25 protein-coding genes are annotated in these 23,987 nt (G+C 45.5%); 13 read left to right on the plus strand and 12 right to left on the minus strand.

The genetic code is table 11. The annotated features are described in order from the left end of the window. The first annotated feature begins 26 nt into the window (after positions 1–26). The 6 genes from VC159_RS06085 to VC159_RS06110 are packed head-to-tail and all read left to right on the plus strand — an operon-like array spanning position 27 to position 7,737. Positions 27–1,814, plus strand: coding sequence for an acyl-CoA dehydrogenase C-terminal domain-containing protein (locus VC159_RS06085; RefSeq protein ID WP_215360158.1), 1,788 nt, complete (start codon positions 27–29; stop codon positions 1,812–1,814). 10 nt (positions 1,815–1,824) lie between these two features. Further along, positions 1,825–4,266 carry a 3-hydroxyacyl-CoA dehydrogenase/enoyl-CoA hydratase family protein gene (locus VC159_RS06090; RefSeq protein ID WP_215360157.1) on the plus strand — a complete coding sequence of 814 codons (2,442 nt, stop codon included), beginning with the start codon at positions 1,825–1,827 and terminating at the stop codon, positions 4,264–4,266. A gap of 17 nt (positions 4,267–4,283) precedes the next feature. Beyond that, positions 4,284–5,480 (plus strand): acetyl-CoA C-acyltransferase, encoded by a 1,197-nt coding sequence (locus VC159_RS06095; protein WP_215360155.1) that lies wholly within the window; start codon positions 4,284–4,286, stop codon positions 5,478–5,480. Between the two features lie 30 nt (positions 5,481–5,510). Then, complete coding sequence (locus VC159_RS06100) at positions 5,511–5,966, plus strand: DUF2147 domain-containing protein (protein ID WP_072582353.1); 456 nt, start codon at positions 5,511–5,513, stop codon at positions 5,964–5,966. 20 nt (positions 5,967–5,986) lie between these two features. Further along, positions 5,987–6,967: an NAD(P)H-dependent flavin oxidoreductase gene (locus VC159_RS06105; protein WP_215360153.1), complete on the plus strand. Its 981-nt coding sequence runs from the start codon at positions 5,987–5,989 to the stop codon at positions 6,965–6,967. A 5-nt stretch (positions 6,968–6,972) separates the two neighbouring features. Further along, positions 6,973–7,737 (plus strand): enoyl-CoA hydratase, encoded by a 765-nt coding sequence (locus tag VC159_RS06110; RefSeq protein WP_215360151.1) that lies wholly within the window; start codon positions 6,973–6,975, stop codon positions 7,735–7,737. Here the strand turns inward: VC159_RS06110 and VC159_RS06115 are convergent. The 3 genes from VC159_RS06115 to VC159_RS06125 all read right to left on the minus strand — a co-directional run bounded on the left by VC159_RS06115 (position 7,734) and on the right by VC159_RS06125 (position 11,128). Beyond that, positions 7,734–9,332, minus strand: coding sequence for a choline dehydrogenase (locus VC159_RS06115; protein ID WP_323473093.1), 1,599 nt, complete (start codon positions 9,330–9,332; stop codon positions 7,734–7,736). The two genes, VC159_RS06110 and VC159_RS06115, sit on opposite strands and share 4 nt — an antisense overlap. Next, the gene (locus tag VC159_RS06120; protein ID WP_323473570.1) at positions 9,329–10,483 is read right to left on the minus strand and encodes an alkane 1-monooxygenase; all 1,155 of its coding nucleotides are present in this window, start codon (positions 10,481–10,483) and stop codon (positions 9,329–9,331) included. Before VC159_RS06120 ends, VC159_RS06115 begins: the two co-directional genes overlap by 4 nt. Positions 10,484–10,567: 84 nt before the next feature. Next, positions 10,568–11,128, minus strand: a complete 561-nt coding sequence (locus VC159_RS06125; RefSeq protein ID WP_215360147.1) for a 5'-methylthioadenosine nucleosidase — start codon at positions 11,126–11,128, stop codon at positions 10,568–10,570. A gap of 11 nt (positions 11,129–11,139) precedes the next feature. On the opposite strand from VC159_RS06125, the gene VC159_RS06130 reads away from it, so the two are divergent. After that, entirely contained in the window at positions 11,140–11,658 is a 519-nt protein-coding gene (locus VC159_RS06130; RefSeq protein WP_215360145.1) for an adenine phosphoribosyltransferase, read from the plus strand. Positions 11,659–11,661: 3 nt separating this feature from the next. On the opposite strand, the gene VC159_RS06135 is transcribed toward VC159_RS06130, so the two are convergent. Genes VC159_RS06135 through VC159_RS06155 form a run of 5 tightly spaced genes read right to left on the minus strand, consistent with a single transcriptional unit; the run spans position 11,662 to position 13,489 of the window. Then, on the minus strand, positions 11,662–11,943 hold the full coding sequence (locus VC159_RS06135; protein WP_215360143.1) for a YqjK-like family protein: 282 nt from the start codon (positions 11,941–11,943) through the stop codon (positions 11,662–11,664). After that, entirely contained in the window at positions 11,940–12,308 is a 369-nt protein-coding gene (locus VC159_RS06140; RefSeq protein ID WP_215360141.1) for a phage holin family protein, read from the minus strand. The genes VC159_RS06135 and VC159_RS06140 overlap by 4 nt, the downstream gene beginning before the upstream one ends. 6 nt (positions 12,309–12,314) lie before the next feature. Further along, entirely contained in the window at positions 12,315–12,656 is a 342-nt protein-coding gene (locus VC159_RS06145; protein WP_215360139.1) for a DUF883 family protein, read from the minus strand. 48 nt (positions 12,657–12,704) lie between these two features. Then, positions 12,705–13,130, minus strand: coding sequence for a Smr/MutS family protein (locus VC159_RS06150; protein ID WP_251367804.1), 426 nt, complete (start codon positions 13,128–13,130; stop codon positions 12,705–12,707). 59 nt (positions 13,131–13,189) lie between these two features. Further along, a complete protein-coding gene (locus VC159_RS06155) occupies positions 13,190–13,489 on the minus strand; it encodes a hypothetical protein (protein ID WP_215360136.1) in 300 nt (99 codons plus the stop codon). A gap of 406 nt (positions 13,490–13,895) precedes the next feature. On the opposite strand from VC159_RS06155, the gene VC159_RS06160 reads away from it, so the two are divergent. From VC159_RS06160 to VC159_RS06185, 6 genes are all read left to right on the plus strand, one after another. Beyond that, positions 13,896–14,888, plus strand: a complete 993-nt coding sequence (locus tag VC159_RS06160; RefSeq protein WP_215360134.1) for a Bug family tripartite tricarboxylate transporter substrate binding protein — start codon at positions 13,896–13,898, stop codon at positions 14,886–14,888. 6 nt (positions 14,889–14,894) lie between these two features. Continuing rightward, a complete protein-coding gene (locus VC159_RS06165) occupies positions 14,895–16,403 on the plus strand; it encodes a class I adenylate-forming enzyme family protein (RefSeq protein WP_215360132.1) in 1,509 nt (502 codons plus the stop codon). Positions 16,404–16,426: 23 nt separating this feature from the next. Further along, a complete protein-coding gene (locus VC159_RS06170) occupies positions 16,427–17,206 on the plus strand; it encodes a citryl-CoA lyase (protein ID WP_215360130.1) in 780 nt (259 codons plus the stop codon). A gap of 2 nt (positions 17,207–17,208) precedes the next feature. After that, complete coding sequence (locus VC159_RS06175) at positions 17,209–17,934, plus strand: SDR family oxidoreductase (protein WP_371743891.1); 726 nt, start codon at positions 17,209–17,211, stop codon at positions 17,932–17,934. Next, complete coding sequence (locus tag VC159_RS06180; RefSeq protein WP_215360126.1) at positions 17,935–18,759, plus strand: SDR family NAD(P)-dependent oxidoreductase; 825 nt, start codon at positions 17,935–17,937, stop codon at positions 18,757–18,759. It begins immediately after the preceding gene. A gap of 64 nt (positions 18,760–18,823) precedes the next feature. Beyond that, entirely contained in the window at positions 18,824–19,372 is a 549-nt protein-coding gene (locus tag VC159_RS06185; RefSeq protein ID WP_323473094.1) for a hypothetical protein, read from the plus strand. A gap of 79 nt (positions 19,373–19,451) precedes the next feature. On the opposite strand, the gene VC159_RS06190 is transcribed toward VC159_RS06185, so the two are convergent. The 4 genes from VC159_RS06190 to cynS form a co-directional block, all read right to left on the minus strand. Continuing rightward, the gene (locus tag VC159_RS06190) at positions 19,452–21,305 is read right to left on the minus strand and encodes a sulfatase-like hydrolase/transferase (RefSeq protein WP_323473095.1); all 1,854 of its coding nucleotides are present in this window, start codon (positions 21,303–21,305) and stop codon (positions 19,452–19,454) included. Then, on the minus strand, positions 21,278–22,579 hold the full coding sequence (locus tag VC159_RS06195; protein WP_215360120.1) for an APC family permease: 1,302 nt from the start codon (positions 22,577–22,579) through the stop codon (positions 21,278–21,280). The genes VC159_RS06190 and VC159_RS06195 overlap by 28 nt, the downstream gene beginning before the upstream one ends. 430 nt (positions 22,580–23,009) lie before the next feature. Further along, on the minus strand, positions 23,010–23,435 hold the full coding sequence (locus VC159_RS06200) for a PAS domain-containing protein (RefSeq protein ID WP_215363586.1): 426 nt from the start codon (positions 23,433–23,435) through the stop codon (positions 23,010–23,012). Between the two features lie 87 nt (positions 23,436–23,522). Further along, positions 23,523–23,966 (minus strand): cyanase, encoded by a 444-nt coding sequence (gene cynS / locus VC159_RS06205; protein ID WP_011902835.1) that lies wholly within the window; start codon positions 23,964–23,966, stop codon positions 23,523–23,525. Positions 23,967–23,987 lie beyond the last annotated feature (21 nt).

Raw genomic sequence — 23,987 nt, forward strand, 5'->3', positions numbered from 1 at the left:
AAATCCCATCAAAGAAGATAAAGAATATGCCTCAATACAATCCACCCCTCCGCGATATTCAATTCGTTATTCATGAAATGCTTGATGCCGGCAAAGAGTTCGCAGCTCTACCTGTATATCAGGATGTTGATAAAGACACCATGAATCAGATCATTGAAGAGGCTGGCAAGTTTGCTAGTGAGATTGCCTTCCCTTTGAATCAAATTGGTGATCAACAAGGTTGTACGCGACATGAGGATGGATCGGTGACAACTCCTGCTGGCTTTAAGCAGGCTTATGAGCAGTATGTTGCTGGTGGATGGCCTGCTTTATCATGCGATCCCGCATATGGTGGCCAAGGATTGCCGCAACTACTCAATACCGTTCTGTATGAGACTTTAAATTCTGCCAATCAATCTTGGACGATGTATCCAGGCCTATCGCATGGCGCCTATGAGTGCTTACATGCACATGGCACTGAAGAACAGAAAAAAACTTACCTAGAAAAATTGGTTTCTGGTCAATGGACTGGAACGATGTGCTTGACGGAACCTCATTGCGGCACTGATCTTGGCTTACTAAAGACTAAAGCCGAGCCCCAAGCAGACGGTACATATGCTATTAACGGAACCAAGATTTTTATCTCTAGCGGTGATCATGATTTAGCTGAGAATATTATTCATCTTGTTTTGGCACGTCTTCCAGACTCTCCAATTGGAAGCAAAGGTATCTCTTTATTTGCAGTGCCTAAATTTCAGGTTGGTGTCGATGGTTCAATTGGTAAATCTAATGCCGTGTCTTGTGGCTCTCTAGAGCATAAGATGGGTATTCATGGGAATGCCACTTGCGTTATGAACTTTGATGGCGCTATTGGCACCCTCGTCGGCGAGCCCCACAAAGGCCTGAACGCCATGTTTGTGATGATGAATGCAGCGCGTTTGGGTGTTGGCATGCAAAGTCTTGGCTTAACTGAGGTGGCATATCAAAACTCTGCTGCGTATGCCAAAGAGCGTTTACAAATGCGCAGCTTGACTGGCGCTAAGGCTCCAGAGAAGGCAGCTGATCCAATCATTGTTCACCCTGATGTACGGCGCATGCTCTTAACTCAGAGAGCTTATGCAGAAGCAGGTAGAGCTTTTTCTTACTGGGTAGCTCTGATGATTGATAAAGAACTCAATCACCCTGATGAAAAGGTTCGCAAAGAAACGGGCGAAATGGTTGCCCTGCTTACGCCAATTATTAAAGCCTTCTTAACCGATAACGCATTTACCGCTACCAACGAAGGCATGCAGGTATTTGGTGGTCATGGCTACATTGCCGAATGGGGTATGGAGCAATATGTTCGTGATGCTCGCATCAATATGATTTACGAAGGTACCAATACCATTCAATCACTGGACCTTTTGGGTCGCAAGGTTCTTGGCGATATGGGTAAAAAGCTTACTAAATTTGGCAAGATCATCGAACAATTCATTGAAGACGAAGGTGTTCGCAAGGAAATGCAAGAGTTTATTGATCCACTTTCTGATATCGCTGTCAAGGTTGAAAAGCTTACTAAAGAAATTGGCATGAAAGCCATGATGAATCACGAAGAAGTGGGCGCTGCTGCAGTTCCTTACTTGCGCGTTGTGGGCCATTTGATTTATTCCTATCTTTTTGCGCGCATGGCAAAGATTGCACTAGCAAACAAATCCAGCAACGATCCCTTCTATCAAGCAAAGCTGGCTACTGCCCGCTTCTACTTTGACAAGCTCCTTCCTGAGACAGCCATGCTGATCCGTCAAGCACGTGCTGGCTCTAAATCGTTAATGGCAATGCCGGCAGATTTTTTCTGAGAGACTGAACATGAGTGATAACAAGATTATTAAAAAAGTAGCCATCCTAGGTGCTGGTGTGATGGGTGCCCAGATTGCTGCGCAGTGCATTAACGTCGGTCTACCGGTTGTTCTGTTTGACTTGCCAAGCAAATCGGATGATGGCAAACCTGTTAACAAGAATGCGATTGCCATGAAAGCGATCGAGAATCTGAAGAAACTGAAACCCGCTCCACTGGGTTTATCTTCAGAAGCCAATTTAATCACTCCTGCAAATTATGAGGACGACTTAGGCCTCCTGGCAGATTGTGACCTCATTATTGAAGCTATTGCTGAGCGTTTAGATTGGAAGCATGCTCTCTATGAAAAAGTAGCTCCATATATTCCGGCGCATGCTCTGTTTGCAACCAATACCTCAGGTCTTCCTATTGGTGAGCTTGCCAAAGGTTTTTCTGGTGATTTGAAGAAGCGCTTCTGTGGTGTGCACTTTTTCAATCCACCTAGATATATGCACTTACTGGAACTTATCCCAGCAGCGGATACCGATCCTGCCGTATTGAATGCTCTAGAAACCTTTATGACTTCCGCAATGGGCAAAGGGGTTGTACGTGCAAAAGATACGCCGAACTTTATCGGTAACCGTGTAGGTGTTTTCTCGATCCTGGCCGTTTTTGCAGAGGCGCAAAAGTTTGGTCTTGGCTTTGATGAAGTCGATGCCATTACTGGTAGTAAGTTAGGTCGCGCTAAGTCAGCTACCTTTAGAACTAGTGATGTCGTTGGCCTAGATACTATGGCTCATGTCATTAAGACTATGGAAAATGCCTTACAAGGCGATTCTTTCTCCGCCCTATTTAAAACGCCTGAGGTTGTAAGTCAGCTCATTGCAAAAGGTGCGCTGGGCCAGAAGACCAAGGCAGGCTTTTATCGCAAGGATGGCAAGAATGTACTCGTGCTGGATGCTGCTACTGGTGAATACAAGCCCTCTACTGCAACGATTGAACCGCTGATTGAACGCATTCTAAAAAAACCTATTGCTGAACGTCTAGGATTATTAAGAGAAACCGATGAACCCCAAGCGCAATTCTTGTGGGCTATCTATCGGGATATCTTTCACTACTGCGCCATTCATCTTGGTGAGATTGCTCAATCCGCCCGAGAGATTGATTTTGCAATGCGTTGGGGTTATGGCTGGAATTTAGGTCCTTTTGAAGACTGGCAAGCGGCTGGTGTAACGCAAGTAGCTAACTGGATTAAAGAAGATATTGATGCCGGCAAAACATTAAGCAAAGAACCCCTGCCTGCTTGGCTTTTTAGTGGGCCAGTTGCGGATAAGCAAGCTTTCCATACCCCTGAAGGTTCATGGTCTGCATCTGAGAATAAATATATCCCCCGCTCTGCTTTACCGGTATACCAGAAGCAAGTATTTAGAGCGCCACTGTTAGGAGATGGTTCTCCTGATCCCAAAACAGCGGGCACCACTATTTTTGAAAATACGGACTTCCGAGCTTGGGTCGATGCCAATCAGCCAGAGGTCTTAATTGCCTCATTCCGCTCGAAGATGAATACCTTTAGTCCAGACGTATTGAGTGGTCTACAAAAAGCAGTTGAGATCGCAGAGGCAAATTATGCGGGATTGGTAATCTGGCAGCCTACATCATTGAAGCTAGGCACACCTGGAGGACCTTTTTCTGCAGGCGCCAACTTGGAAGCTGCGATGCCAATGGTTATGAAAGGTGGCCCCGCTGGAGTTGAGCCGTTCGTCAAAGAGTTTCAAGACACGATGATAAAAATCAAATACTCCCAAGTACCTGTAGTTGCTGCAGTCTCTGGGATTGCTTTAGGTGGTGGTTGTGAATTAGTTCTCCAATCTGCACGCAGAGTTGCCGCTATGGAAAGTTATATTGGCTTAGTAGAAGTTGGCGTTGGACTTTTGCCTGCTGGTGGTGGACTTAAGGAAGCGGCTATTCGTGCAGCTCAAGGCGTCGCACTTGCTGGTAACACTAATTATTTGGATTTCACCAAAGCTTCTTTTGAAAATGCTGCGATGGCCAAAGTTTCTTCATCTGCTCAAGAAGCAATGAAGATGGCTTACCTCCAAAAGGGAGACATTATTGTTGCTAACGTCTATGAATTACTTGCTTTGGCACAAGATCAAGTCAAAGCAATGCGCTACTCTGGATACAGGCCACCTATCCCAACCTTAATCCCGGTTGGTGGCCGTTCTGTTGCTGCCACCGTGATGGGTCAGGTAGTCAACATGCGTGATGGTGGCTTTATCTCTGAACATGATGCGCATATCGCCAAGAAAATTATCGAGATTATTACTGGCGGTGATGTGGATGCAGGGACACTAGTTACCGAAGAGTGGCTTCTCAAACTCGAGCGTCAGGCTTTTGTGGAACTCATTGGCCACCCTAAATCCATGGAACGAATTATGGGCATTCTCCAAACTGGCAAGCCTGTTAGAAACTAATTTACCGAGATATCATTATGAAAAATATCCAAGACGCTTATATCGTTGCAGCTACTCGCAGTGCCATTGGCAGATCTGGACGAGGCGCACTAAAAAATACTCGGCCAGATGATTTGCTTGGCAATGCCTTGCAACATATTCTGACGCAAGTCCCTACCCTGGATCCCAAAGCCATTGAAGATGCCATTATTGGGTGCGCAATGCCAGAAGGTCAGCAAGGTTTGAATGTGGCTCGCATAGGTTTGCTCCTCGGTGGACTGCCAAATACTATAGGTGGCATTACCGTCAACCGCTTCTGCTCCTCTGGATTAAATGCTATCGCTATGGCAGCTGACCGCATTCGGGTTGGTGAAGCGGATGTGATGATTGCTGGTGGCGTTGAGTCTATGAGCATGGTACCGATGGGTGGCAATTCGCCATCAATGTCGCCAGAAATCTTTATGGGTGATGAAAATATTGGTATCGCTTACGGCATGGGCTTAACTGCTGAGAAAGTTGCGCAGCAATGGAGGATCAGTCGCGAGGATCAAGATGCTTTTGCATTCCATTCGCATCAAAAGGCTATGGCTGCACAAGCTGCTGGTGAATTTAACTCTGAAATCTTCCCTGTCAAGGTAGCTCATCGCTCGATGGATCTGGGTAAAGGTGAAGTAGATGTGCAATGGCGTGAATTTTTGAAAGATGAAGGTCCACGCATAGATACCTCGCTTGAAGGTTTGGCCAAACTCAAGTCTCCATTCGCCGCAAGGGGCAGCGTTACTGCTGGCAATAGTTCACAAACCTCTGATGGTGTTGGTGCACTTATCTTGGCTAGCGAAAAAGCAATCAAGACCTTTGGCCTCACCCCTTTAGCACGCTTTGTTAGCTTTGCCGTAAAAGGTGTTCCACCTGAAATCATGGGTATTGGACCTAAAGAAGCTATTCCTGCTGCATTAAAGCTGGCCGGGCTCAATTTGCAGGATTTAGATTGGATCGAATTGAACGAAGCGTTTGCAGCCCAGTCATTAGCGGTCATTAGAGATCTTGGCTTAGATCAAAGCAAAGTCAATCCTTTAGGCAGTGCCATTGCTCTTGGACATCCTTTAGGTGCAACTGGTGCCATCCGTGCTGCTACAGCGATTCATGCCCTGCAGAGACATAATCTTAAGCACGCCATGGTGACGATGTGCGTTGGTACCGGTATGGGCGCTGCAGGAATCTTTGAGCGCTGTTAATTAGACTTATTTAAATCAGGGGACTTCAGAATGTTAAAGAAGCAATTTATCCTATCAGCCTGCGTACTTGGTCTGATTGCTGGCAATGCGCATGCTCAAGCTACCGACCCAGCTATTGGAGTTTGGAAGACGATTGATGACAAAACCAATGAGCCCTCTTCTTTAATCAAGATCGATGAAGTAAATGGAAAACTGGAAGGCACTATTATCAAAACCTTTCCAAAGCCGAATGAAAAGCCTTTGGTGTATTGCACGCTATGTAAAGATGATCGTAAGGATAAGCCCATCCTTGGGATGAAAATCATGACCGACCTAAGACGAGACAAGCCGGGTGTTTGGATAGATGGAAAAATTCTGGATCCTGAAGAAGGTGAAATCTATCGCGTCAAAATTGCGACTGAAGATGGCAAGAAAATGGATGTGCGTGGCTATATTGGTGTTCCATTATTAGGTCGTACCCAAGTTTGGTACAAAGCTGAGCAGTAATCTAAAGATCACTTAAAAATATGAGCAATCAACCTCTTCCAGAAGTTCTACGAAAACATTTGGCGGATGGCAATTTACCCGTCATTGCGGCACCTCTTTTTATTATCAGCAATCCTAAATTGGTCATTGCCCAATGCAAAGCGGGTGTAATTGGCTCTATGCCTGCCCTAAATGCCAGACCGGCTGAGCAGCTTGAAGAATGGTTGATTGAAATTACTACCGCCCTAGTTGCGTATAACAAAGAGCATCCAGAGAAACCAGCCGCACCTTTTGCCATCAATCAAATTGTGCATAAGAGCAATGATCGCCTTGAACATGATATGGCTCTGTGCGTCAAATACAAAGTACCCATCATCATTACCTCGTTAGGTGCTCGCGAAGAAATTAATACTGCTGCACATAGTTATGGCGGCATCGTATTGCATGACATTATTAATAATGCCTTTGCCAAAAAAGCGATAGAAAAAGGTGCCGATGGCTTAATTGCAGTTGCAGCTGGCGCTGGTGGACATGCCGGCATTAAAAGTCCCTTTGCATTAATTCAGGAAATTCGGGAATGGTTTAAGGGCCCACTAGTGCTAAGTGGCTCTATTGCTACTGGCGGTGCTGTTTTGGCAGCTCAGGCTATGGGTGCCGACTATGCCTATATTGGTTCAGCATTCATTGCAACGGAAGAGGCGCGTGCAAGTGATGCCTATAAACAGGCTGTAGTTGACTGCAATTCAGACGATATTGTCTTGAGTAACCTATTTACTGGTGTATCCGGCAACTATTTAGCACCATCTATTCGCAATGCTGGCTTGGATCCGGATAATCTTCCAGAAAGTGACCCAAGCAAGATGAACTTTGGTGGTGCAGCTCAGAAAGCCTGGAAAGATATCTGGGGTTGCGGTCAAGGCATTGGGGCTGTAAAAGCGGTTACACCTACAGCGCAGTTTGTTGCTCGTTTAAAGGCTGAATATGATCAAACTAAAGCAAATTTGCTTAAAGGCGCAGCATAGATCACATGATTAATCATCACCTGTCAGACGGCATTCTCAAGATAGTACTCAACCGACCTGAGAAAAAGAATGCGTTCACCAATGCCATGTATCGCGAGCTTACGCAGATACTGTCTGAGGGAGATCAGAATCCTCAAGTAAAGGTGATGTTGATATCTGGAGCTGGTAATGCCTTTTCAGCGGGGAATGATATTGCTGATTTCATGCAATCCCCCATCACGCATGAAGATGCCCCACCAATTAACTTATTAAAGGTGCTTGCAGGACTCACTAAACCGTTGATTGCCGCTGTAGATGGGGTTGCAGTTGGGATCGGAGCAACATTATTGTTTCACTGTGATTTGGTTTACGCCCAAAAGGATGCGCGCTTCATCTTTCCTTTTGTTTCCTTGGGCTTGGTTCCAGAGGGAGCCATCTCTTTATTGCTTCCACGCCTAGTTGGCCATCAAAAAGCCTCAGAAATATTGCTCTTTGGTGAACCTATCAGCGCCGATGAAGCCCAGCAAATTGGCTTTGTAAATAAAGTAATTACAGAGCCATCAGCACTGCCTTATGCGGAGCAAAGAGCTCAAAAGCTTACCGCCCTTTCCTCGGGATCGTTATCTAGAACAAAGTCTTTATTAAAGGATGGCGCACTGAAGACTGCAGTACTCAATCAAATTGATATTGAAGGCAAGCTCTTCATCGATCGGCTCCATGGCCCTGCAGCTAAAGAGGCTCTCACTTCTTTTTTAGAAAAGCGAGCGCCTAATTTTGAAGGATTAGATTAGCAATCCGCTCGGATTAAGCCTACTGCTTTTTCGGCGATAGCGATAATAGGAGCATTGGTATTGCCGCCGATCAAGGTTGGCATGATGGATCCATCAACTACTCTTAGGCCATCAATGCCATGAACCTTCAAGCTTGAGTCAACTACCGCCATAACATCATGACCCATTTTGCAGGTGCCCACTGGGTGATAAACCGTATCAGCCCGCTCCCGAATAATCTTTCGAATGTCATCATCTGTTTTTACATTAGGCGTAAAGACATCTTTTTTGCGTATCTGAGCAAACGCAGGGGCATCCATTAATTGTTTGGTCAGCTTATAACCTTTAACTAGGATTTCCAAATCCTCTTCTTCAGCTAAGAAAGCTGGATCAATTAAGGGTGCATCTTGCATCCTGTTGCTAGCTAGCGTTACCTGTCCTCGACTCTTAGGCCTCAGAACGCATACATGACATGAGTAGCCATGGGCCATATGTAATTTACGGGCATGGTCTTCCACTAAGCTAACTACAAAATGCAATTGCACGTCTGGTGCATCAAGGCCGGGATCTGTTTTAAGGAAGCCGCCCGCCTCTGCAAAGTTGGTGGCAATCATGCCTTCGCTTGAACGAATGTATTTAATAATTTCACCGGTCAATTTAACCGTACCACCTAAAGAAATGCCGATGAGATCGAGACTATCTGCAGAATAGCCAAATATGAAATCTGGATGATCTTGGAGATTTTGACCTACACCAGGCAAATCATGAATAACTGGTATATCGAATTTCTTTAACTCTTGAGCAGGCCCCACTCCAGAAACCATGAGCAATTGCGGCGAATGGAAGGCGCCTGCACACAGAATGACTTCTTTGTTAGCGCGCAAGATGTGCTGCTTACCGCCTTGGCTATAGCTAACGCCAACAGCGCGCTTACCTTCAAACAAAATACGCTCAACCTGAACACCGGTTTGGACATTTAAATTTGTTCGTTTACCCATATGGGGGTGTAAATAGCCGCGCGCTGCACTCCAGCGCTCACCATTTTTATGAGTAACTTGATAAATCCCCAAACCCTCTTGCTCAGCGCCATTGAAATCATCTGTAACTGGGAAACCAGCTTCTTTGGCTGCAATTAAATAGATTTGCTGAAAGGGATTATGCGACTGCAGATTCGAGACCGATAAAGGGCCATCATTTCCGTGAAAGGAATTCTTAATGGTGGTGTTGTTTTCGCTTTTCTTAAAGTACGGCAGTAGGTCATCATATGACCAGCCTGCATTACCAAGAGCGGCCCAATGATCGTAATCAGCGCGATGACCTCTGGTGTAAATCATGGCATTAATCGCTGATGAGCCACCTAAACACTTCCCCCTGGGTTGATACCCTCGGCGGCCGTTTAAGCCCCTCTGAGGCACTGTTTGAAAGGCGTAGTTATTGATTGAAGTGGGTAACATAGCTACTGCAGCCGCAGGTGTTTTAACGACCCAGCTATCGCCCTTACCGCCAGCCTCAAGCAATGCAACGCTAGTGCCAGCATGCTCGCTAAGCCGCCCTGCCATCACACTACCAGCAGACCCACCACCTACGACAATGTAATCAAAGGCCTGAGACTTCATTGTTTATTACCCCAGAGATTCATCAGCTTTAATCTAGCTGAAGGTTGAATATTGATTTTGCTCATATCCCCAGCATAATGACGCACCACACGCTTGTCCATTAAGGCGAACCAGAGGGGCGAGCAATACGCCAAAGTAATCATAGATGCATAACCGCCAGGTAATTGAGGCGCTTCTCCAAAATGACGCAATGCTTGATAACGCCTAGTTGGATGCGCATGATGATCAGAATGGCGCTGTAGGTGATACAACAAAATGTTGCCAACTATGTGATTACTATTCCAGGAATGTTCTGGGGCGCAGCGAACATACTCACCATGTTGATCTTTTTGACGTAATAATCCGTAGTGCTCTACGTAGTTCACAACTTCCAACATCGAGGCAGCGTAGATGCCCTGAAGAACTAGAAAAATCAATGCTGACCATCCAAGCCAAAACATGAGAACGCCATATAAGAGGATGGTGAGAGACCAAGCTTGGAGATTTTCATTCTGAACACTCCAAACGCCCTTACCTTTTCTTTTTAAGCGCTCGCGCTCAAGATCCCATGCAGAAATCAAACTACCAAGAACCGTACGCGGAAGAAAGGCCCAGAAACTTTCCCCCATACGGGCACTAGCAGGATCCTCGGGTGTTGCCACGCGCTTGTGATGGCCGCGGTTATGCTCTACAAAGAAGTGACCATACATACTGGAGGCTAATGCCAATTTAGAAAGCCACCGATCAATAGATTCTTGCTTATGCCCTAGTTCATGGGCGGTTCCAATACCAATACCGTTAGTGGATCCCACAGTAAATACCAAGGCGACATAGGCATACCAATCTAAAGATTGAGTCGCCGCTAGCCAAGTTCCATAGACTGTTCCAATGAGTTGAAACGGGACATAAAGCCAGACCAAGGCACGATAAAAGAAATCTCTATTTAAAGTCTCGACGGCGGATTCTGGAGGATTGCTAAAGTCTTCGCCAAAAGTCAGATCTAAGATGGGGATAGCAATATGAATAATGGCGGGGGCAAAAAGCAAATAGAGCCATTGCCCTGTCAATGAAAAAGCCAGAATAGAAGCAGTAAAGGCAAATGGAATGGTTGGGCTCAATAACCAGAGCCAGCGCTTATCGCTCCAAGACTCACTAGCAGGTGCAGTTGCAATACTCACTAATTACCCCTTTGGATTGCTTTAGTAGATTGATGCTGTCTAAAGACGGGAATGAATAGCAACATAATGCCACCAAAACTAATTACGCAAAATGTCCTTGATTTGAGCCAGGTATAGGTCTTGGCCGTGATTGACTTTAGACTGCCAGTCATCGCCTGAATTCTCATTAGCTTCATCGGTGATGTATTTAAATGATTGCCAAGGTATGTGATGATCATGTGCAATCGCAGCAATTGCAAATAGCTCCATATCAACAACATCAACACCTTGACTATGCAACCAAGGATCATAAGCAGTCACAAAACTATCGCCAGAGCCGCAGATAAATTGTCCGGTAGATACATACTCTTGCGGTCTTGTGCAAAAAGGAGTGCTGCCGCGAGGGGCTAATGGCTCGGTATCCATATCGCGCTGAATTACCTTGCCGATTTCTAGTAGGCCCTGTAATTCTGTATTGATTTTCCCTGCGGTACCAAAATTCAATATTCTCTTTGGTGAGTATTGGTGAATAGCTTTGATGCTGGTTATGGCAGCATTAATTTTGCCAACGCCTGAATAAACAATTTCCACGCCACTTGGTAGCGCTTCACGCTTGAGCTCGGACTCTAATGCGGTAATAATAAGAAGTTCTGTTTTCATATTGGCTTGTGATGAATTTATTAGATTATCTACCCGGGGTTCCTGATTTTCCAAAACCCGGGGTTCTTTTTAGGGATATATCGCCCTTGTTAGCCAATCCAATGGCTTTTAAAGAGGCTATTCGTCAGCTAGATCAGGTAGCCAAGCAATTTGATTACACCCACATTCTAGGGATTGAGTCTCGTGGCTTTATCTTCGGCTCCGCTCTAGCCCACCACGCACACAAGGGCTTGGCGCTGGCCAGAAAGCCTAACAAACTCCCTTTAGCTAGTCATCGTGAAGCTTATGGCCTGGAATATGGAAATGATGCTTTAGAGATTCAGCAATCTACCCTACCTAAAGATGCCAGAGTGTTGCTGCTTGACGATGTTCTTGCTACCGGCGGAACTTTAGTTGCTGCCGATAAATTAATCCGTAGTGCTGGCTTTAAAGTATGTGGCGCAATCACCTTGCTAGAAATAACCTTCCTAAATGGCAGTGATCTTTTAAATCAATCCGGCATTCGCCATCAGTCCGTCTTAAAAAGCTAGAAATTAAATCAGTTTTTTAGCACTCTTGATGATCTTCATGGCGCCCCAACCTACTGCTAAAGCCTTGCTCGCCAACTTGGGTTTGTAATGCGCAAGTGCTGCAAATGCACTGGTCCACAGAATGGGGTTGCTTCTTAAGAAGTTAACCGCATCAACCCCCTTATCAGCCCAAGAGAGCGGCTTTTCCCAAACCTCAAAATGTTCAGCAAACTCCGTGCGCTCACGGTGTGCCTGAAGCTTCAATTGGTGTTGGCGGAGCTCTAAAGCTTTTAAATGCTCACTCATTTTGAAAGGGCTTCGCGATCTTTGGCTAATTCAGTAATAGAGGCCTCGAATAGTCTAGGCATCGTACGTAATGATTGAGTAATCAGCGCTGCCAGAATCAGACCAACCAATAAAAAGGCTCCAGTCAATAAACCTAAGGCCAGCATTCGGTCTGTTTCCCAGCTATAAATCACGATAAGCAATGCCAGCATCACTAGGCCAAAGAATAAAAAGAATAAGGCCCCTATAATCATCACTAACAAGCTGATGAATTTACTTCTGGCGATTTGCACATCCAGCGATAAAAGCTCTAAGCGCGTTTGTGCTATCGATGCACCAGTTGATGCAAGGCCTTTGATAGAGGAAAGTAAGTTTTCTTGAGACATAAGGGTCTAGCGGCGTCCAATGAATAAGCCAATCAACAAACCTAAGCCAGCTGCAACACCCACTGCCTCCCAAGGATTGCGATGCACGAAGTCATCAGCGCCTTCAGCAGCCACCTTCGCTTTATCAAGCATCTTGCCCTCGACACCTGAAAGACTTTCTTTGGCGCCTGCGAGAGTTTCTAGGGCTTTATTACGAATGGAGCTAATAGCAGCGCCTGGATGATCTTCCGTTGCCTTGATTAAAGCTTCCGCATCTGCCATCAGGGATTTGAATTCACCAATCAGGCTTTCTGCGCCAGCTTGCTTATCCTCATGCGAATCTGAATGTTCGAGTTTCTTAGTAGTCATGGAAATGGATTCCTAATAGATAAAGCATTAATTGCCAATATTTCTATTCTAAGCACTTCTAGCCTGAGATCCCAGCAATAAAACTGTCATACCAGCATTGCCCTCCTTAAAGCGCTTGAGATAGCGCTTTAAACCAGGACGTCGCCTAAGTAAGGCATGATAGGCCTCGCCACCATAGGCGACATCTTCACCAAAATGGTATTCGTCGACTCGGTCGGAGTATCGATTGTTTTCTAGCGCTTCATGAATAGCCCACTTAATACGACCGCCCTCACCACTAGACCCATATCCATGAATCAAAATGATGGCCTTAATACCTACTTCTAGCGATTTTCGTAGGATGTCCGTTAGGCGATCTAGAGCCTCTTCAACATATGGCCCATCTTGCTTGATGTTGAGCTCAATCGTATCCGAGCTCAAGATGGGTAAATTGACAGAACCGCAATGCGGACACTGATTAAACAATGTCCGCATATTCCCACAATCAGGACATTCAGCGTTATGTGCCACCTTTAGGAATCAGACTGAACTCCTTAAGAGCAGTACTTACCCTCTAAACCTCTTGTATCCGTTGTCTTATCGTCAACCATGAGGTTCAAGGTCTTTTGTGCTAACTCGCGATTCTCTGGAGTCTTAAGGCTAGCGTTAATTAATGTGGAGACATCCTTGCGGATTGAGGTGTTGCCGTAACGCAGACCCTTCAAGGTAGATACCGCTTCAGCAGATATCTTGCACTGCTGATTGACTAACTCAGAAGAATCTGACGGCGATGTATTCGCATAAGCGAATGCAGCAACAGAGATTGTTACGGCTGCTAATAAAGTCTTTTTCATCTTAGTTCCTTATTTTGTGACCACACGTTGGACAACAACCCACTTCTTTCGCCTTTGTCTTTCTAAGGGCGGCATACACACTGGATTCTGAAATCTGCATCTTTCTGGCTGCTTGAGCAGCAGTCATACCCTTCCCCACCCACTCCAAGGCTTGATGTGTTTTCGGTACCTGTCTTTTCATTTCATCTCCCAGTACCGACACTATATCACAACTTCTGAAGTTGTGAAGTTGTGAAGTGTAATAATTTAGTAATGAGATACCCTAATAAAAGGGATTTGGGATCACCGCCTTGACTGCGGCCTTATTGGGGTGTTTAAGCCGCTTTGGTGTTATAAATACTGAATAAATAAGAAATTGGGGCTTCTTAAGACTGTCTTAAAGCACCCTACCAATTGAAGGAGATCTATGTCTTTACATTTCACGCCCAAAAAAGGCTTGCTGACTGTTTTTGCTGCCCTCATCACAGCCGCTTCAATTCCGGCCCTAGCGCAATCTAACGCTGCCTGGCCTACCAAACCCATCAAAATTATTGTTGGCTATTCCGCTGGTGGTGCAACCGATGTATTAACCCGCTTGGTATCAGTTGGCATGGGCAATACCTTAGGTCAATCTATCGTGGTAGAAAACCGCCCAGGCGCCAATAGCAACGTTGGCGCAGAAATTGTGGCTCGCTCACCTGCAGATGGCTATACGCTTTACGCCTTTTCCATTGCGAATACGATTAACGCCACGCTCTATCCGAACCTAAGCTATGACCCGATTAAAGATTTTGAGCCGATCGGCATGATTGCCAAGATCCCGAATATTTTGGTAGTAAACCCAAATCTTCCAGTAAAAACGCTTGCAGAATACGTGCGCTACGCTAAGGATGCGAAAGATGGCGTAACCTTTGCCTCCTCTGGTAGCGGCTCATCTATTCACCTTTCCGGTGAAATGTTTAAGATGCAAGCAAAAATTCAAATGCTGCATATTCCTTATAAAGGTAGCGCTCCTGCAGTAACGGATTTGCTTGGTGGTCAAGTGGAATCCATGTTTGACAACGCACCCTCTGCATTACCTCATATTAAGGCCGGAAAACTTCGTCCGATTGCTGTGACTAGCGCCCAACGCTCCCCATTTTTGCCAGATGTTCCAACTATTGCTGAATCAGGCTATCCCAGTTTTGATGTGCAGTCTTGGTTTGCATTAGTCGCTCCAGCCGGAACTCCAAAACCAGTCATTACACAACTCAATGCAGCTCTGAATAAAGCACTTAACTCACCTGAGGTGCGTCAGCGCATGCAAGAGTTAGCCGCAACACCAGAGCCTGGTACCCCAGAAAAAATGGCGGCATTTGAAGCATCCGAAGTGAAGCGCTGGCGGGATGTTGTGAAGGCTTCTGGCGCTAAAGCCGAATAATTCATTATGTTTCCGATTGATTTTTTTTGGGGGGCTGCACAACGTTGGCCCGATCGCATTGCCATTGACACACCGAGTGGCCCGATTCATTACGCCACCTTAGCTAAGCGTGTTAAAGCACTAGCAGCGGGGCTTACCGCATTAGATCCAACTTTACAGAGTCGAGTAGCTATTTGCGCGGGTAATAGCGATGATCACATTACTGCCCTGCTAGCAATTTTGGCTTGCGGCAAGGTATGGGTACCACTGAACCCTAAGAGCACCCACCCTGAGATTCAGCGCATTGTTAATGTCACCGAGCCTTCTATTGTGATTTTGGATGCCGCCAATCAAGCATTACTGAAAGGCGCTGCGGGAGCATGGGTTTATACAGGCGCTGATTCTGACGCTTCTGCGCGCAGCATGAATGAATTAATTCAATTGCACGAGGATGCTCCGCAACCTTCTTTTGAATTACCTCTAGATGCAATTCAGGCGATCAAATTTACTGGCGGCACAACTGGGGCACCTAAAGGTGTGATGCAGCCCTACCGCGCTTGGATGGCAAACATCACTAATCAGATTCAGGTATGGGGATTTGATGAGCATGAGCGCTATGTTGTTGCTGCTCCGATTACCCATGGCACATCTACCTATATCGTTCCCATCTTGGCGCAAGGTGGTTGTCATGTGATTCTGGATGGTGCAGGCGCTGAAGTAGTGAGAACAGCCTTTCGTGAACGACGCGGTACTGTTTGCTTCATGCCGCCAACTCTTGTTTATATGTTGATGGCATTACCTAATGCATCTAGAGATGATTATCCAAAATTACGAAGGTTGATTTATGGGGGTGCGCCAATGCCTCCAGAGCAGGTTCGTAAGGTGCGTGATTTCTTTGGTCCAGTGCTGGGTACGACCTATGGTCAAACCGAAGCGCCGCAAATTTTGACGGTCATGCGGCCCGAGGATTTTGAAGATCCCAACAACTGGGCAGCCGTTGGCAGGCCTACTTGGTTTAGTGATGTGGTCATCATGTCACCCGAAGGAAAACTATTACCTACCGGTGAAATCGGTGAAGTAGTTGCCCGAGGTGATCTGCTGATGAATGGCTATTGGCGCATGCCTGAAAAGACAGCTGAAACCATTATCGATGGCTGGCTTCATACTGGTGATCGCGGCCTAATTGATGAACGTGGATTTTTGTATCTCAAGGATCGCCTTAAGGACATCGTGATTACTGGCGGATTTAATGTGTACCCAGTGGATGTTGAGAACGCCTTAAGTCAGCACCCTGCCGTTCACGAATGCCTTGTCTTTGGTCTCCCTGATGAAAAATGGGGTGAAACTGTTCAAGCTGCCGTCCAATTACATCCTGGGCAAAAAGCGGATGAAGCAGAGCTAATTGCATTTGTTCGAAATTTATTGGGGCCAGTACAAACTCCTAAACGTGTTCACTTCTACGACAGCTTGCCTCGCTCCAATGTAGGAAAGTTACTGAAGAGTGCAGTGATTCAAAAACTTCAAACTCCTGCCTAGACAATATTTAATACTTATAGACTATGACTGACAAAAAAACTCCTATCACTGGCTTATGCACCCACACCCTGACTAGCCTGCATTATCGCGATGCAGATTTGGTAGAAGATTTAATGGGCAAGAAAACATTTACCGAAGTGATGTTGATGCAGATCCTCGGTAGAGAGCCTCGTGGTGTCGATATCCGCATTACTGATGTGGTGCTCATTGTGCTGATGGAGCATGGGCTAACGCCTAGTGCGATTGCCACACGCTTGATCTATATGAGTGCCCCAGAGAACCTTCAGGGCGCAGTATCTGCTGGCTTACTTGCTGTAGGCAGCTCCTTTATTGGCACAATGGAAAATTGCTCTGCCTTGCTAGATCGGATTATTGCCTCTAAAGACCAATATGCTGAAGCCCTTTTGATTGCGCAACATTACAAGAGCATTAAAGGTGCCGTTCCTGGCTTTGGTCATCACTTACATAAGCCCGTAGATCCACGTGCTTACAAACTATTAGACATGGGCCGCGCTGAGAAAGAACTTAAAGGCAATCACATTCGTGCGCTAGAAACTTTATCCAAGGCAGTGGATGAAGTGGCTGGTCGTCCTATTACGATTAATGCGACTGGTGCCGTTGCCGCCCTGCTTGGTGAGATTGGCATACCTACTGCTGTAATGCGTGGCTTTGCCGTTATATCCCGTTCGGCTGGCTTAGTGGCCCATATTGTTGAGGAACAACAAAGCCCATCCGGTCGCTTTATTTGGGACACCATTGAACATGCCATTCCGTTTGTGGATGGCGCCAACAAGATTGGCTAATGATGGGCTCTAGAGAATGTGTATTAGTTACAGGTGCTAGCCGCGGCATTGGGCGCGCAATATCAGAACGCCTGATTGCCGATGGTATGCATGTGATTAATTTTGATAAAGAAGCGCCTGCAAAAATTACTGAGCATGAAATTTTTGTCAAAGTAGATGTTTCAGATGAAAAAGTATTGCGTGATGCATTGGCAGATGCGACTTCCAGTCATTTGATTACTCGCTTAGTGAATAACGCAGGTATCGTTCGCCCTGCCACTATAGAGAAAACTACGATTGCAGATCTTCAGGCTGTAATGAGCGTCAATGTCGCCGCTGCCATTATTTGCGTTCAAGCCGTACTCCCCGCCATGAAAGCCGCTCATTTTGGTCGTATTGTGAATATCGCTAGTCGCGCAGCTTTGGGCAAAGAAGAGCGAATTTCCTATGCAACCTCGAAAGCAGGATTGCTAGGCTTGACTCGCACATTGGCTTTAGAGCTGGCTAGCGATGGCATCACGGTGAATGCTATTGGGCCAGGCCCTATTGCTACAGAGCTCTTTCAGAGTGCGAATCCTCCTGGCGCACCTGCTACACAACATATCTTGGATAGCGTCCCGCTAGGTCGTATTGGCCAACCAGACGAAGTTGCCCATATTGCTGCTTCACTACTGGATCATCGCGCCGGCTTTACTACTGGTCAGATTGTTTATGTTTGTGGCGGCATGACAGTGGGACTGACCCAATAAATGGAAAGTAAACATCCTCCTGGTTTACCAACTGATCTCACTAATCGGGTGGTCTTTGTTTCTGGCGGTGGATCTGCTGGGCCAGGTTGGAGCATCGGTAGAGCCTCGTGTGTGACCTACGCCCGATTAGGCGCAAAGGTTTGCGTGGTCGATCGCGATCAAGCATCTGCAGAAGAAACAACCCAGATCATTTTGGATGAAGGCGGTATCGCCCAGACATTTGTTGGCGATGTTTCTGAAGAACTTGATGTAACAAGACTCTTTGACGAAGCACGTAAACAATTTGGTCCTATTGATGTTCTGCACCACAACGTGGGCATTGGCAAAGTTGGCGGACCAATGGAAACCAGTGCTGAAGATTTTGATCGCATTCATAAAGTTAATGTGCGGAGCTTATTGCTAGCAGCTCAAGAAGTCTTACCTGAAATGGTGTCGCGCGGTACCGGCAATATCATTGCCATTTCCTCTGTGGCCGGTATGCGCTACTTAGGCTACCCACATTTAGCCTACAGCGTTACCAAGGCTGCTAATACCCAATTTATTAGGATGATTGCTCAACAATATGCGGATAAAGGAATTCGGGCCAATACAGTAGTGCCAGGCCTAATAGATACTCCACGTATTGCCCATACCGTAGCAAAGATGTTCTCTGAAAACGGTCTTGATGAAGCTCGTGCCGCACGTGATAAGCAGGTACCTATGGGACGCTCTGGCACAGCCTGGGACGTAGCAAACGCTTGCGCCTTTTTGGTCTCAGATGCTGCTGCCTACATTACAGGCACTGAGCTGGTGGTTGATGGTGGTCTGACCGGGAAATATGTCTAAGCCCCAGAATTCGAGACCCGATCCCAAGGGATAGTATGATTTGATGATTCTCTAGGAGCTTTATATGCATCGCAACATCTATCGAGTAGTTTTATTGCTAGCAATCAGCGCTGGTCTAGTTGCCTGCAATATGAATGATAAAAAAATTAGTGGTTGGGAAGTGAATGATGTCTATCACTCGACCATCATCACACCCAATCCAGCAACCGGCGGGAAAACCTATCAAGGCCCTCCTATCAACACGATGGATGAAGCCAATACTTATGAGATGTTTAGCCTCAGAGCTGAGCAGCCTAAGCAAGGCGTCAAGACTTATGAGCTCAACACTCAATTAACTTATTTCTCACAATGGCGTTATTACGATTCCGCAATGCTAGAGAACACCCCTGCTACGACATTTAAAGTGGTTGGTAGAGAAGCTGGTGCTTGTGGTGATAGAGGTTGTATCTTCAGGGAAGTTGTATCTATTCAACTGCCTGAGGCATTCCTCAAAGACAAGATGAAAAAAGGTTTCATCATCACCTTATCTGCCAAGAATGGAATGAAGACTGAACTGTTTGTGCCACCACAATATATCCAAGGCTATATGCAGGCGGTCAACGGATTTAACTGATCGCATAATCACTGCAGTAGAGATCAATAAAGGGGCTTAGGGCCCCTTTATTTATACGCACTATAAATTAGATAAATTTCTATCTTTGATTAGCTTTCGGGAAATACCACCTGCCATTGCGAATTGGCAAGAAGCTTCCGTCATCCACCCCAACCTCTTGAGCGATTCGCTCGTTCATGACTTTGTTCATGGCCATGATCAAATCACCATTCTTTTTGGGGTCCATGGCTAGATTATTCATCTCATTCGGGTCGTTTTGTAGATCAAACAGCTCCAAATCGTTTTTAGCCAACATTTCTTCCATCGTTGTTGGTGTATTAAAAAACAGTGGCGAGAAATATCTTGAGAAACGGTAACGGCCATCAAACACACTACGAATACCCACTCGATTGGCAAAGTTCGGTTCGTGCTGTTTCAAGATCTTAATGGCTTGTTTATTGTCATATTTTCCAGACATTAACCATGAGTAGGTGTTTTCTGCCCAGAACCAGCTTGTAAACATCAACATATTGAAGTTAAACAATGAAGCCGGTCTTGCCGAATCTACTTGAGCTTTTTCAGGTTCTTTAAATAACGGAGTTAAATCTTTACCCTTCAGCCCCTCTGAAGCCTTTTGGATACTTTGAGGATCTTTACCCGTCATTGCCAATATCGTTGTTGCCAAGTCAATTTGTGAAGTAATGGCCTGACACTCTTTGCCGCCTGGATAGGCTGGATGAATAATCATCAAAGGTATATGGTTCTGCTCTTTGTAAGCTGTTGTACCTTTACCGCGCATTTGATGGGTTCCGCCCAACTCTCCATGGTCAGCAGTAAAGATGACGATGGTGTTATCTTCCATGCCGCCATCTTTAAGACCTTGCATTACAGCAGCAACATTTTCATCGCTGTCACGCATGCAATTGAAGTAATAGTCTAGTAAGAGCCTCCAGCGACGATCTTCATTTGGCCATACCCCCATGAGTAAATCCCAAATCTCTTGATAGAGTTTGTGCGCTTTTGGTCTGCCAGGTGCATCGAGCGCTTGGTGACGACTTTCAGGGAGAGGATAGTTGTCCCAGGTAGCCTTATACAAATCAGTAGTTGGTGGCGGCAATATCGTCATGGCATGTTTAGCGCCCTGCACTTGCTTGCCAGGCAAATCAGAATTCACATAGGTCACATCATGTGGGTTAACAATATTGACTGCTAAATACCAAGGTTGTTTTTTAGCCCGGAGTTGCTGACCTTCATTACGTAACCAACCAATGGCAGATGAAAGAGTTAACTTATCAAAGGTATAGCCGCCCTGCTGTTGGTCAACAATATCTCCAACACCCAAGAAGTCGTCAAATCCATAGGATTTAATAATCTTCCGATAAGTATCCATTGGCGCGTCATATGCTTTTTTAACGACATCCATATTGGCTGAGAGATGCCACTTACCTTGATATGCGGCGTGATAGCCTAATTCAGATAAGCGATGGCCAATGGTTTTGACATTGTGAGATAGATCAGGCTGCCATAAGAAATTGAGATTATCAAAAATACCTGAATGCTGAATGTGCAAGCCCGTGTATATCACTGAGCGTGCAGATGAGCACTGCATCGAAGCTGCTTGGTGATTGGTGAACGTGATGGCTTTCTTCTTAATGGCTTCACGTGCAGGAACGGGTATAGGCCACTTGGGAAAGAAATGCTCTTGATCAACCAATACAAAAAGAATGTTGTAACCCGCTGGCGGGCTATTAGGCGCAATGGGTTGCGGCTTATCTGGATAGGACTGAGCATGAGCGGTTTGCATTCCAACAGGTAACAAAGTTGCTCCGACTGCTGCTGCTCCTGTTGTGAGGAGATTACGGCGTGATGGATTCTGAGGCTTATTGTTATCTACGCCTGGGTTATTGTTATCTGAATCAGCAACCATTACTGCCTCCCAAGTTTTGGAATACATTGATATCTATATTGAATCAAACCGGTTGCCGCCAAGGCAATTACAAGAACAATAACACCCGCTGGGTTGGATTGAATTCCGTTCAGCACCAGAAAGATAAATAGCGCTAGGTTAATGACCAGTCCAAACCAGAGAACTATGGCATTGGCACCTGTTTGGCCACAAATACGAATGTGGCCATAGGTGATCACACCAAATAAGAGTAAAAAAGCCATGCTGGCCATTTTTCCGACGATCTCTAGCGGAAAGCCCAATACCAAGACAATCACGATAGCAGCCGAAACTAGCAGGCGCCTCATCTGTCCCCGTCCGAGCGCTCTTGTTAGCCAGGCAGCATTAGCATGTTCCGTGACCACAACCCCAAGGACTTTGGTAGCTGTAAAAATTGTGGCATTGACTGCAGCAGCACAGGAAAGTAAAGCAATTAATCCGATACCAATAAAACCCGCTTTACCCATTAAGAGATTTGCTGCGGCACCTATCACATTGCTTGGATTAGATTTAATAATGTCAACCGGCGTTACTTGAATCGTAATAAAGCTCACCAATACATAAAGAGCGATTACGAATAAGACTGCTATATACATTGCCTTTGGAATTGTTTTCTTAGGTTCAGCCATCGAATCCGCTGCACTACTCACCACTGCAAAACCTTGGTAATTAATATACAGCATGCCAGTAGCGATAGCGATACCCTCAATAGGGCCCACACCAAAATCAAGTGTCGCCGCATCTAGATGAGATATGCCCACAGCGCTATAGGCAAGCAATGAAATCAATACCAACCCAATCGCAACAAGACCTGCAAGCCCCACAATACTTGCGCCTAGAAGGTTTACTAAAGCAAATATAAATACTAATGCCCCACCAATCAACTTGAGTTCAAAGCTGGTAAACATGTTTCCTGTCAGCACCACAATGAATTCGGTAAAGCCCGATGCATAGAGCGAAGTGGATATTAAAAATCCCAGATAGAGAAAGATGTTCATCCACCCGGCAATGAAGCCATTTCCATAAGTTGAGACTATATAACCTGCAGGACCACCAGCCACTGGAAATGTGGCACTTAATTTAGCGCAGGAGTACACAGTAAAAAGTACTGCAATCCCTGCAAGTAAAAAAGCAATTGGGATATGAGATTTAGCAGTGAGGTTGGCATACCCCAAGACAGTAAATAAGCCAGAGCCCATCATGCCGCTAAGACTCATTGCAATAGCTGAATATAAGCCTACATTTTTAGAGCTCTGGATTTGGCTTTGTGGCGATGTAGTCATGAGCACCTAGATTATTTGAACCCTATTGGGCAATTGTTAGCTCATGATAGCGGCAACCATTTAAAACTCAATGACAAACAAATATCTAAGGATCGCTTTGTATAAAGAAAAAACCACCCGAAGGTGGTTTTTGGTAACGCCTTTGGTAACAAGGTTTATGGGTTGCCACAGCGCCTTGCAATACCTATTTAATTGGCGGAGACGAGATCTAGATTTTGACCCTCCTCTCAAGTCTACCAATGTCCATTAAACCCCTTCCCCATATGGCTTAGAAGGTAGACTCCACTCCCGAGTAATCCATTCAAACTTACTAAAATCCATGTTTCACTGGTAAGCGGGATGGTGAGCCCATTATGGGCATAAGCAATGGCGAAGGAGAAACAAAAGAGCTAAATCTAAGCAGATTTATAGCAACCTTAGCATTGGGGTCTTACTCGCTTCTCTCATATGCTGCCAGTTTGGCCTTCAAATTACGCTCTTCTTGAAAACGTTCAGTTTCATCTCGGACAATCGCAGCTATGGCAATGGGTTGTTTTTTATCATCAAAAAGCATGCTTACTGAAAAAGCAATGGAGATAGAACGCCCATCCTTATGCATCGCAGGAACTCTTAACAAAGTATTTCCATACTTTGTTACACCTGTCTGAATAGTGTGAAAATACCCTTTAGAGTGCCGCTCTCTAAAACGCTCAGGCGTAATGATGCTGAGTGCTTTTCCCAAGGCCTCGTCTGGGCTATACCCAAATATGCGCTCAGCAGATGCATTCCAAAACAAAATATTTTCATCTCGATCAGAAATGATCACGGCCTCGCCAATATGACTGACTAGCGCCTTAAAATCTATGATGTCTGACATATTTAATCTCTATTTTTAAGTAAGTTGTCGCTAAGAATACTCCAATAAAAAACCACCCGAAGGTGGTTCTCAGGGGCGCTTCTATTTTTAGTAAGTCTTGTAAGAAAGGTACTTACCTGATAGCACTACTTGAACACGATCGCCCTTTGGATCAGGCTCGCGCTGGATATCCATTGAGAAATCGATTGCACTCATAATGCCATCGCCAAACTCTTCATGGATTAACTCTTTAATAGTAGTGCCATAAACACTCACAATCTCATACCAACGATAGATCAATGGGTCTGTTGGAACGGCGGTTGGCAAAGATCCTTTATAAGGAACAATTTGCAACCAAGCCATCTCTTCATCAGTCAAATCAAATAACTTACCAGCGGCTTCAGCCTGCACCTTAGTAAAGGTCATTTGACCTAAACAGCCTGCAGTAACCCACTCCTTTGATTCGCCTATTGCTTTTGCGATATCACTCCACTTCATGCCATTGCGAACTTTGGCTTCGATAATTTTTTGTGTAACTACTGAACGATCCATTTTTTTCTCCTAGTTTTAAGT

The organism is Polynucleobacter sp. JS-JIR-II-c23, assembly GCF_035011225.1.
In the GTDB taxonomy this organism is placed as follows: domain Bacteria; phylum Pseudomonadota; class Gammaproteobacteria; order Burkholderiales; family Burkholderiaceae; genus Polynucleobacter.

Excerpts from the sequence above, each read along its gene's own strand:
- VC159_RS06155 (WP_215360136.1), bottom strand. The coding sequence starts at position 13,489 with ATGAAAAAGACTTTATTAGCAGCCGTAACAATCTCTGTTGCTGCATTC.
- VC159_RS06175 (WP_371743891.1), top strand. The coding sequence starts at position 17,209 with ATGGGCTCTAGAGAATGTGTATTAGTTACAGGTGCTAGCCGCGGCATT.
- VC159_RS06115 (WP_323473093.1), bottom strand. The coding sequence starts at position 9,332 with ATGAAGTCTCAGGCCTTTGATTACATTGTCGTAGGTGGTGGGTCTGCT.
- VC159_RS06160 (WP_215360134.1), top strand. The coding sequence starts at position 13,896 with ATGTCTTTACATTTCACGCCCAAAAAAGGCTTGCTGACTGTTTTTGCT.
- VC159_RS06145 (WP_215360139.1), bottom strand. The coding sequence starts at position 12,656 with ATGACTACTAAGAAACTCGAACATTCAGATTCGCATGAGGATAAGCAA.
- cynS (WP_011902835.1), bottom strand. The coding sequence starts at position 23,966 with ATGGATCGTTCAGTAGTTACACAAAAAATTATCGAAGCCAAAGTTCGC.
- VC159_RS06110 (WP_215360151.1), top strand. The coding sequence starts at position 6,973 with ATGATTAATCATCACCTGTCAGACGGCATTCTCAAGATAGTACTCAAC.
- VC159_RS06195 (WP_215360120.1), bottom strand. The coding sequence starts at position 22,579 with ATGACTACATCGCCACAAAGCCAAATCCAGAGCTCTAAAAATGTAGGC.
- VC159_RS06150 (WP_251367804.1), bottom strand. The coding sequence starts at position 13,130 with ATGCGGACATTGTTTAATCAGTGTCCGCATTGCGGTTCTGTCAATTTA.
- VC159_RS06130 (WP_215360145.1), top strand. The coding sequence starts at position 11,140 with ATGAATTTATTAGATTATCTACCCGGGGTTCCTGATTTTCCAAAACCC.
- VC159_RS06100 (WP_072582353.1), top strand. The coding sequence starts at position 5,511 with ATGTTAAAGAAGCAATTTATCCTATCAGCCTGCGTACTTGGTCTGATT.
- VC159_RS06170 (WP_215360130.1), top strand. The coding sequence starts at position 16,427 with ATGACTGACAAAAAAACTCCTATCACTGGCTTATGCACCCACACCCTG.
- VC159_RS06190 (WP_323473095.1), bottom strand. The coding sequence starts at position 21,305 with ATGTATTCCAAAACTTGGGAGGCAGTAATGGTTGCTGATTCAGATAAC.
- VC159_RS06090 (WP_215360157.1), top strand. The coding sequence starts at position 1,825 with ATGAGTGATAACAAGATTATTAAAAAAGTAGCCATCCTAGGTGCTGGT.
- VC159_RS06185 (WP_323473094.1), top strand. The coding sequence starts at position 18,824 with ATGCATCGCAACATCTATCGAGTAGTTTTATTGCTAGCAATCAGCGCT.
- VC159_RS06125 (WP_215360147.1), bottom strand. The coding sequence starts at position 11,128 with ATGAAAACAGAACTTCTTATTATTACCGCATTAGAGTCCGAGCTCAAG.
- VC159_RS06105 (WP_215360153.1), top strand. The coding sequence starts at position 5,987 with ATGAGCAATCAACCTCTTCCAGAAGTTCTACGAAAACATTTGGCGGAT.
- VC159_RS06085 (WP_215360158.1), top strand. The coding sequence starts at position 27 with ATGCCTCAATACAATCCACCCCTCCGCGATATTCAATTCGTTATTCAT.
- VC159_RS06200 (WP_215363586.1), bottom strand. The coding sequence starts at position 23,435 with ATGTCAGACATCATAGATTTTAAGGCGCTAGTCAGTCATATTGGCGAG.
- VC159_RS06165 (WP_215360132.1), top strand. The coding sequence starts at position 14,895 with ATGTTTCCGATTGATTTTTTTTGGGGGGCTGCACAACGTTGGCCCGAT.
- VC159_RS06095 (WP_215360155.1), top strand. The coding sequence starts at position 4,284 with ATGAAAAATATCCAAGACGCTTATATCGTTGCAGCTACTCGCAGTGCC.
- VC159_RS06140 (WP_215360141.1), bottom strand. The coding sequence starts at position 12,308 with ATGTCTCAAGAAAACTTACTTTCCTCTATCAAAGGCCTTGCATCAACT.
- VC159_RS06135 (WP_215360143.1), bottom strand. The coding sequence starts at position 11,943 with ATGAGTGAGCATTTAAAAGCTTTAGAGCTCCGCCAACACCAATTGAAG.
- VC159_RS06180 (WP_215360126.1), top strand. The coding sequence starts at position 17,935 with ATGGAAAGTAAACATCCTCCTGGTTTACCAACTGATCTCACTAATCGG.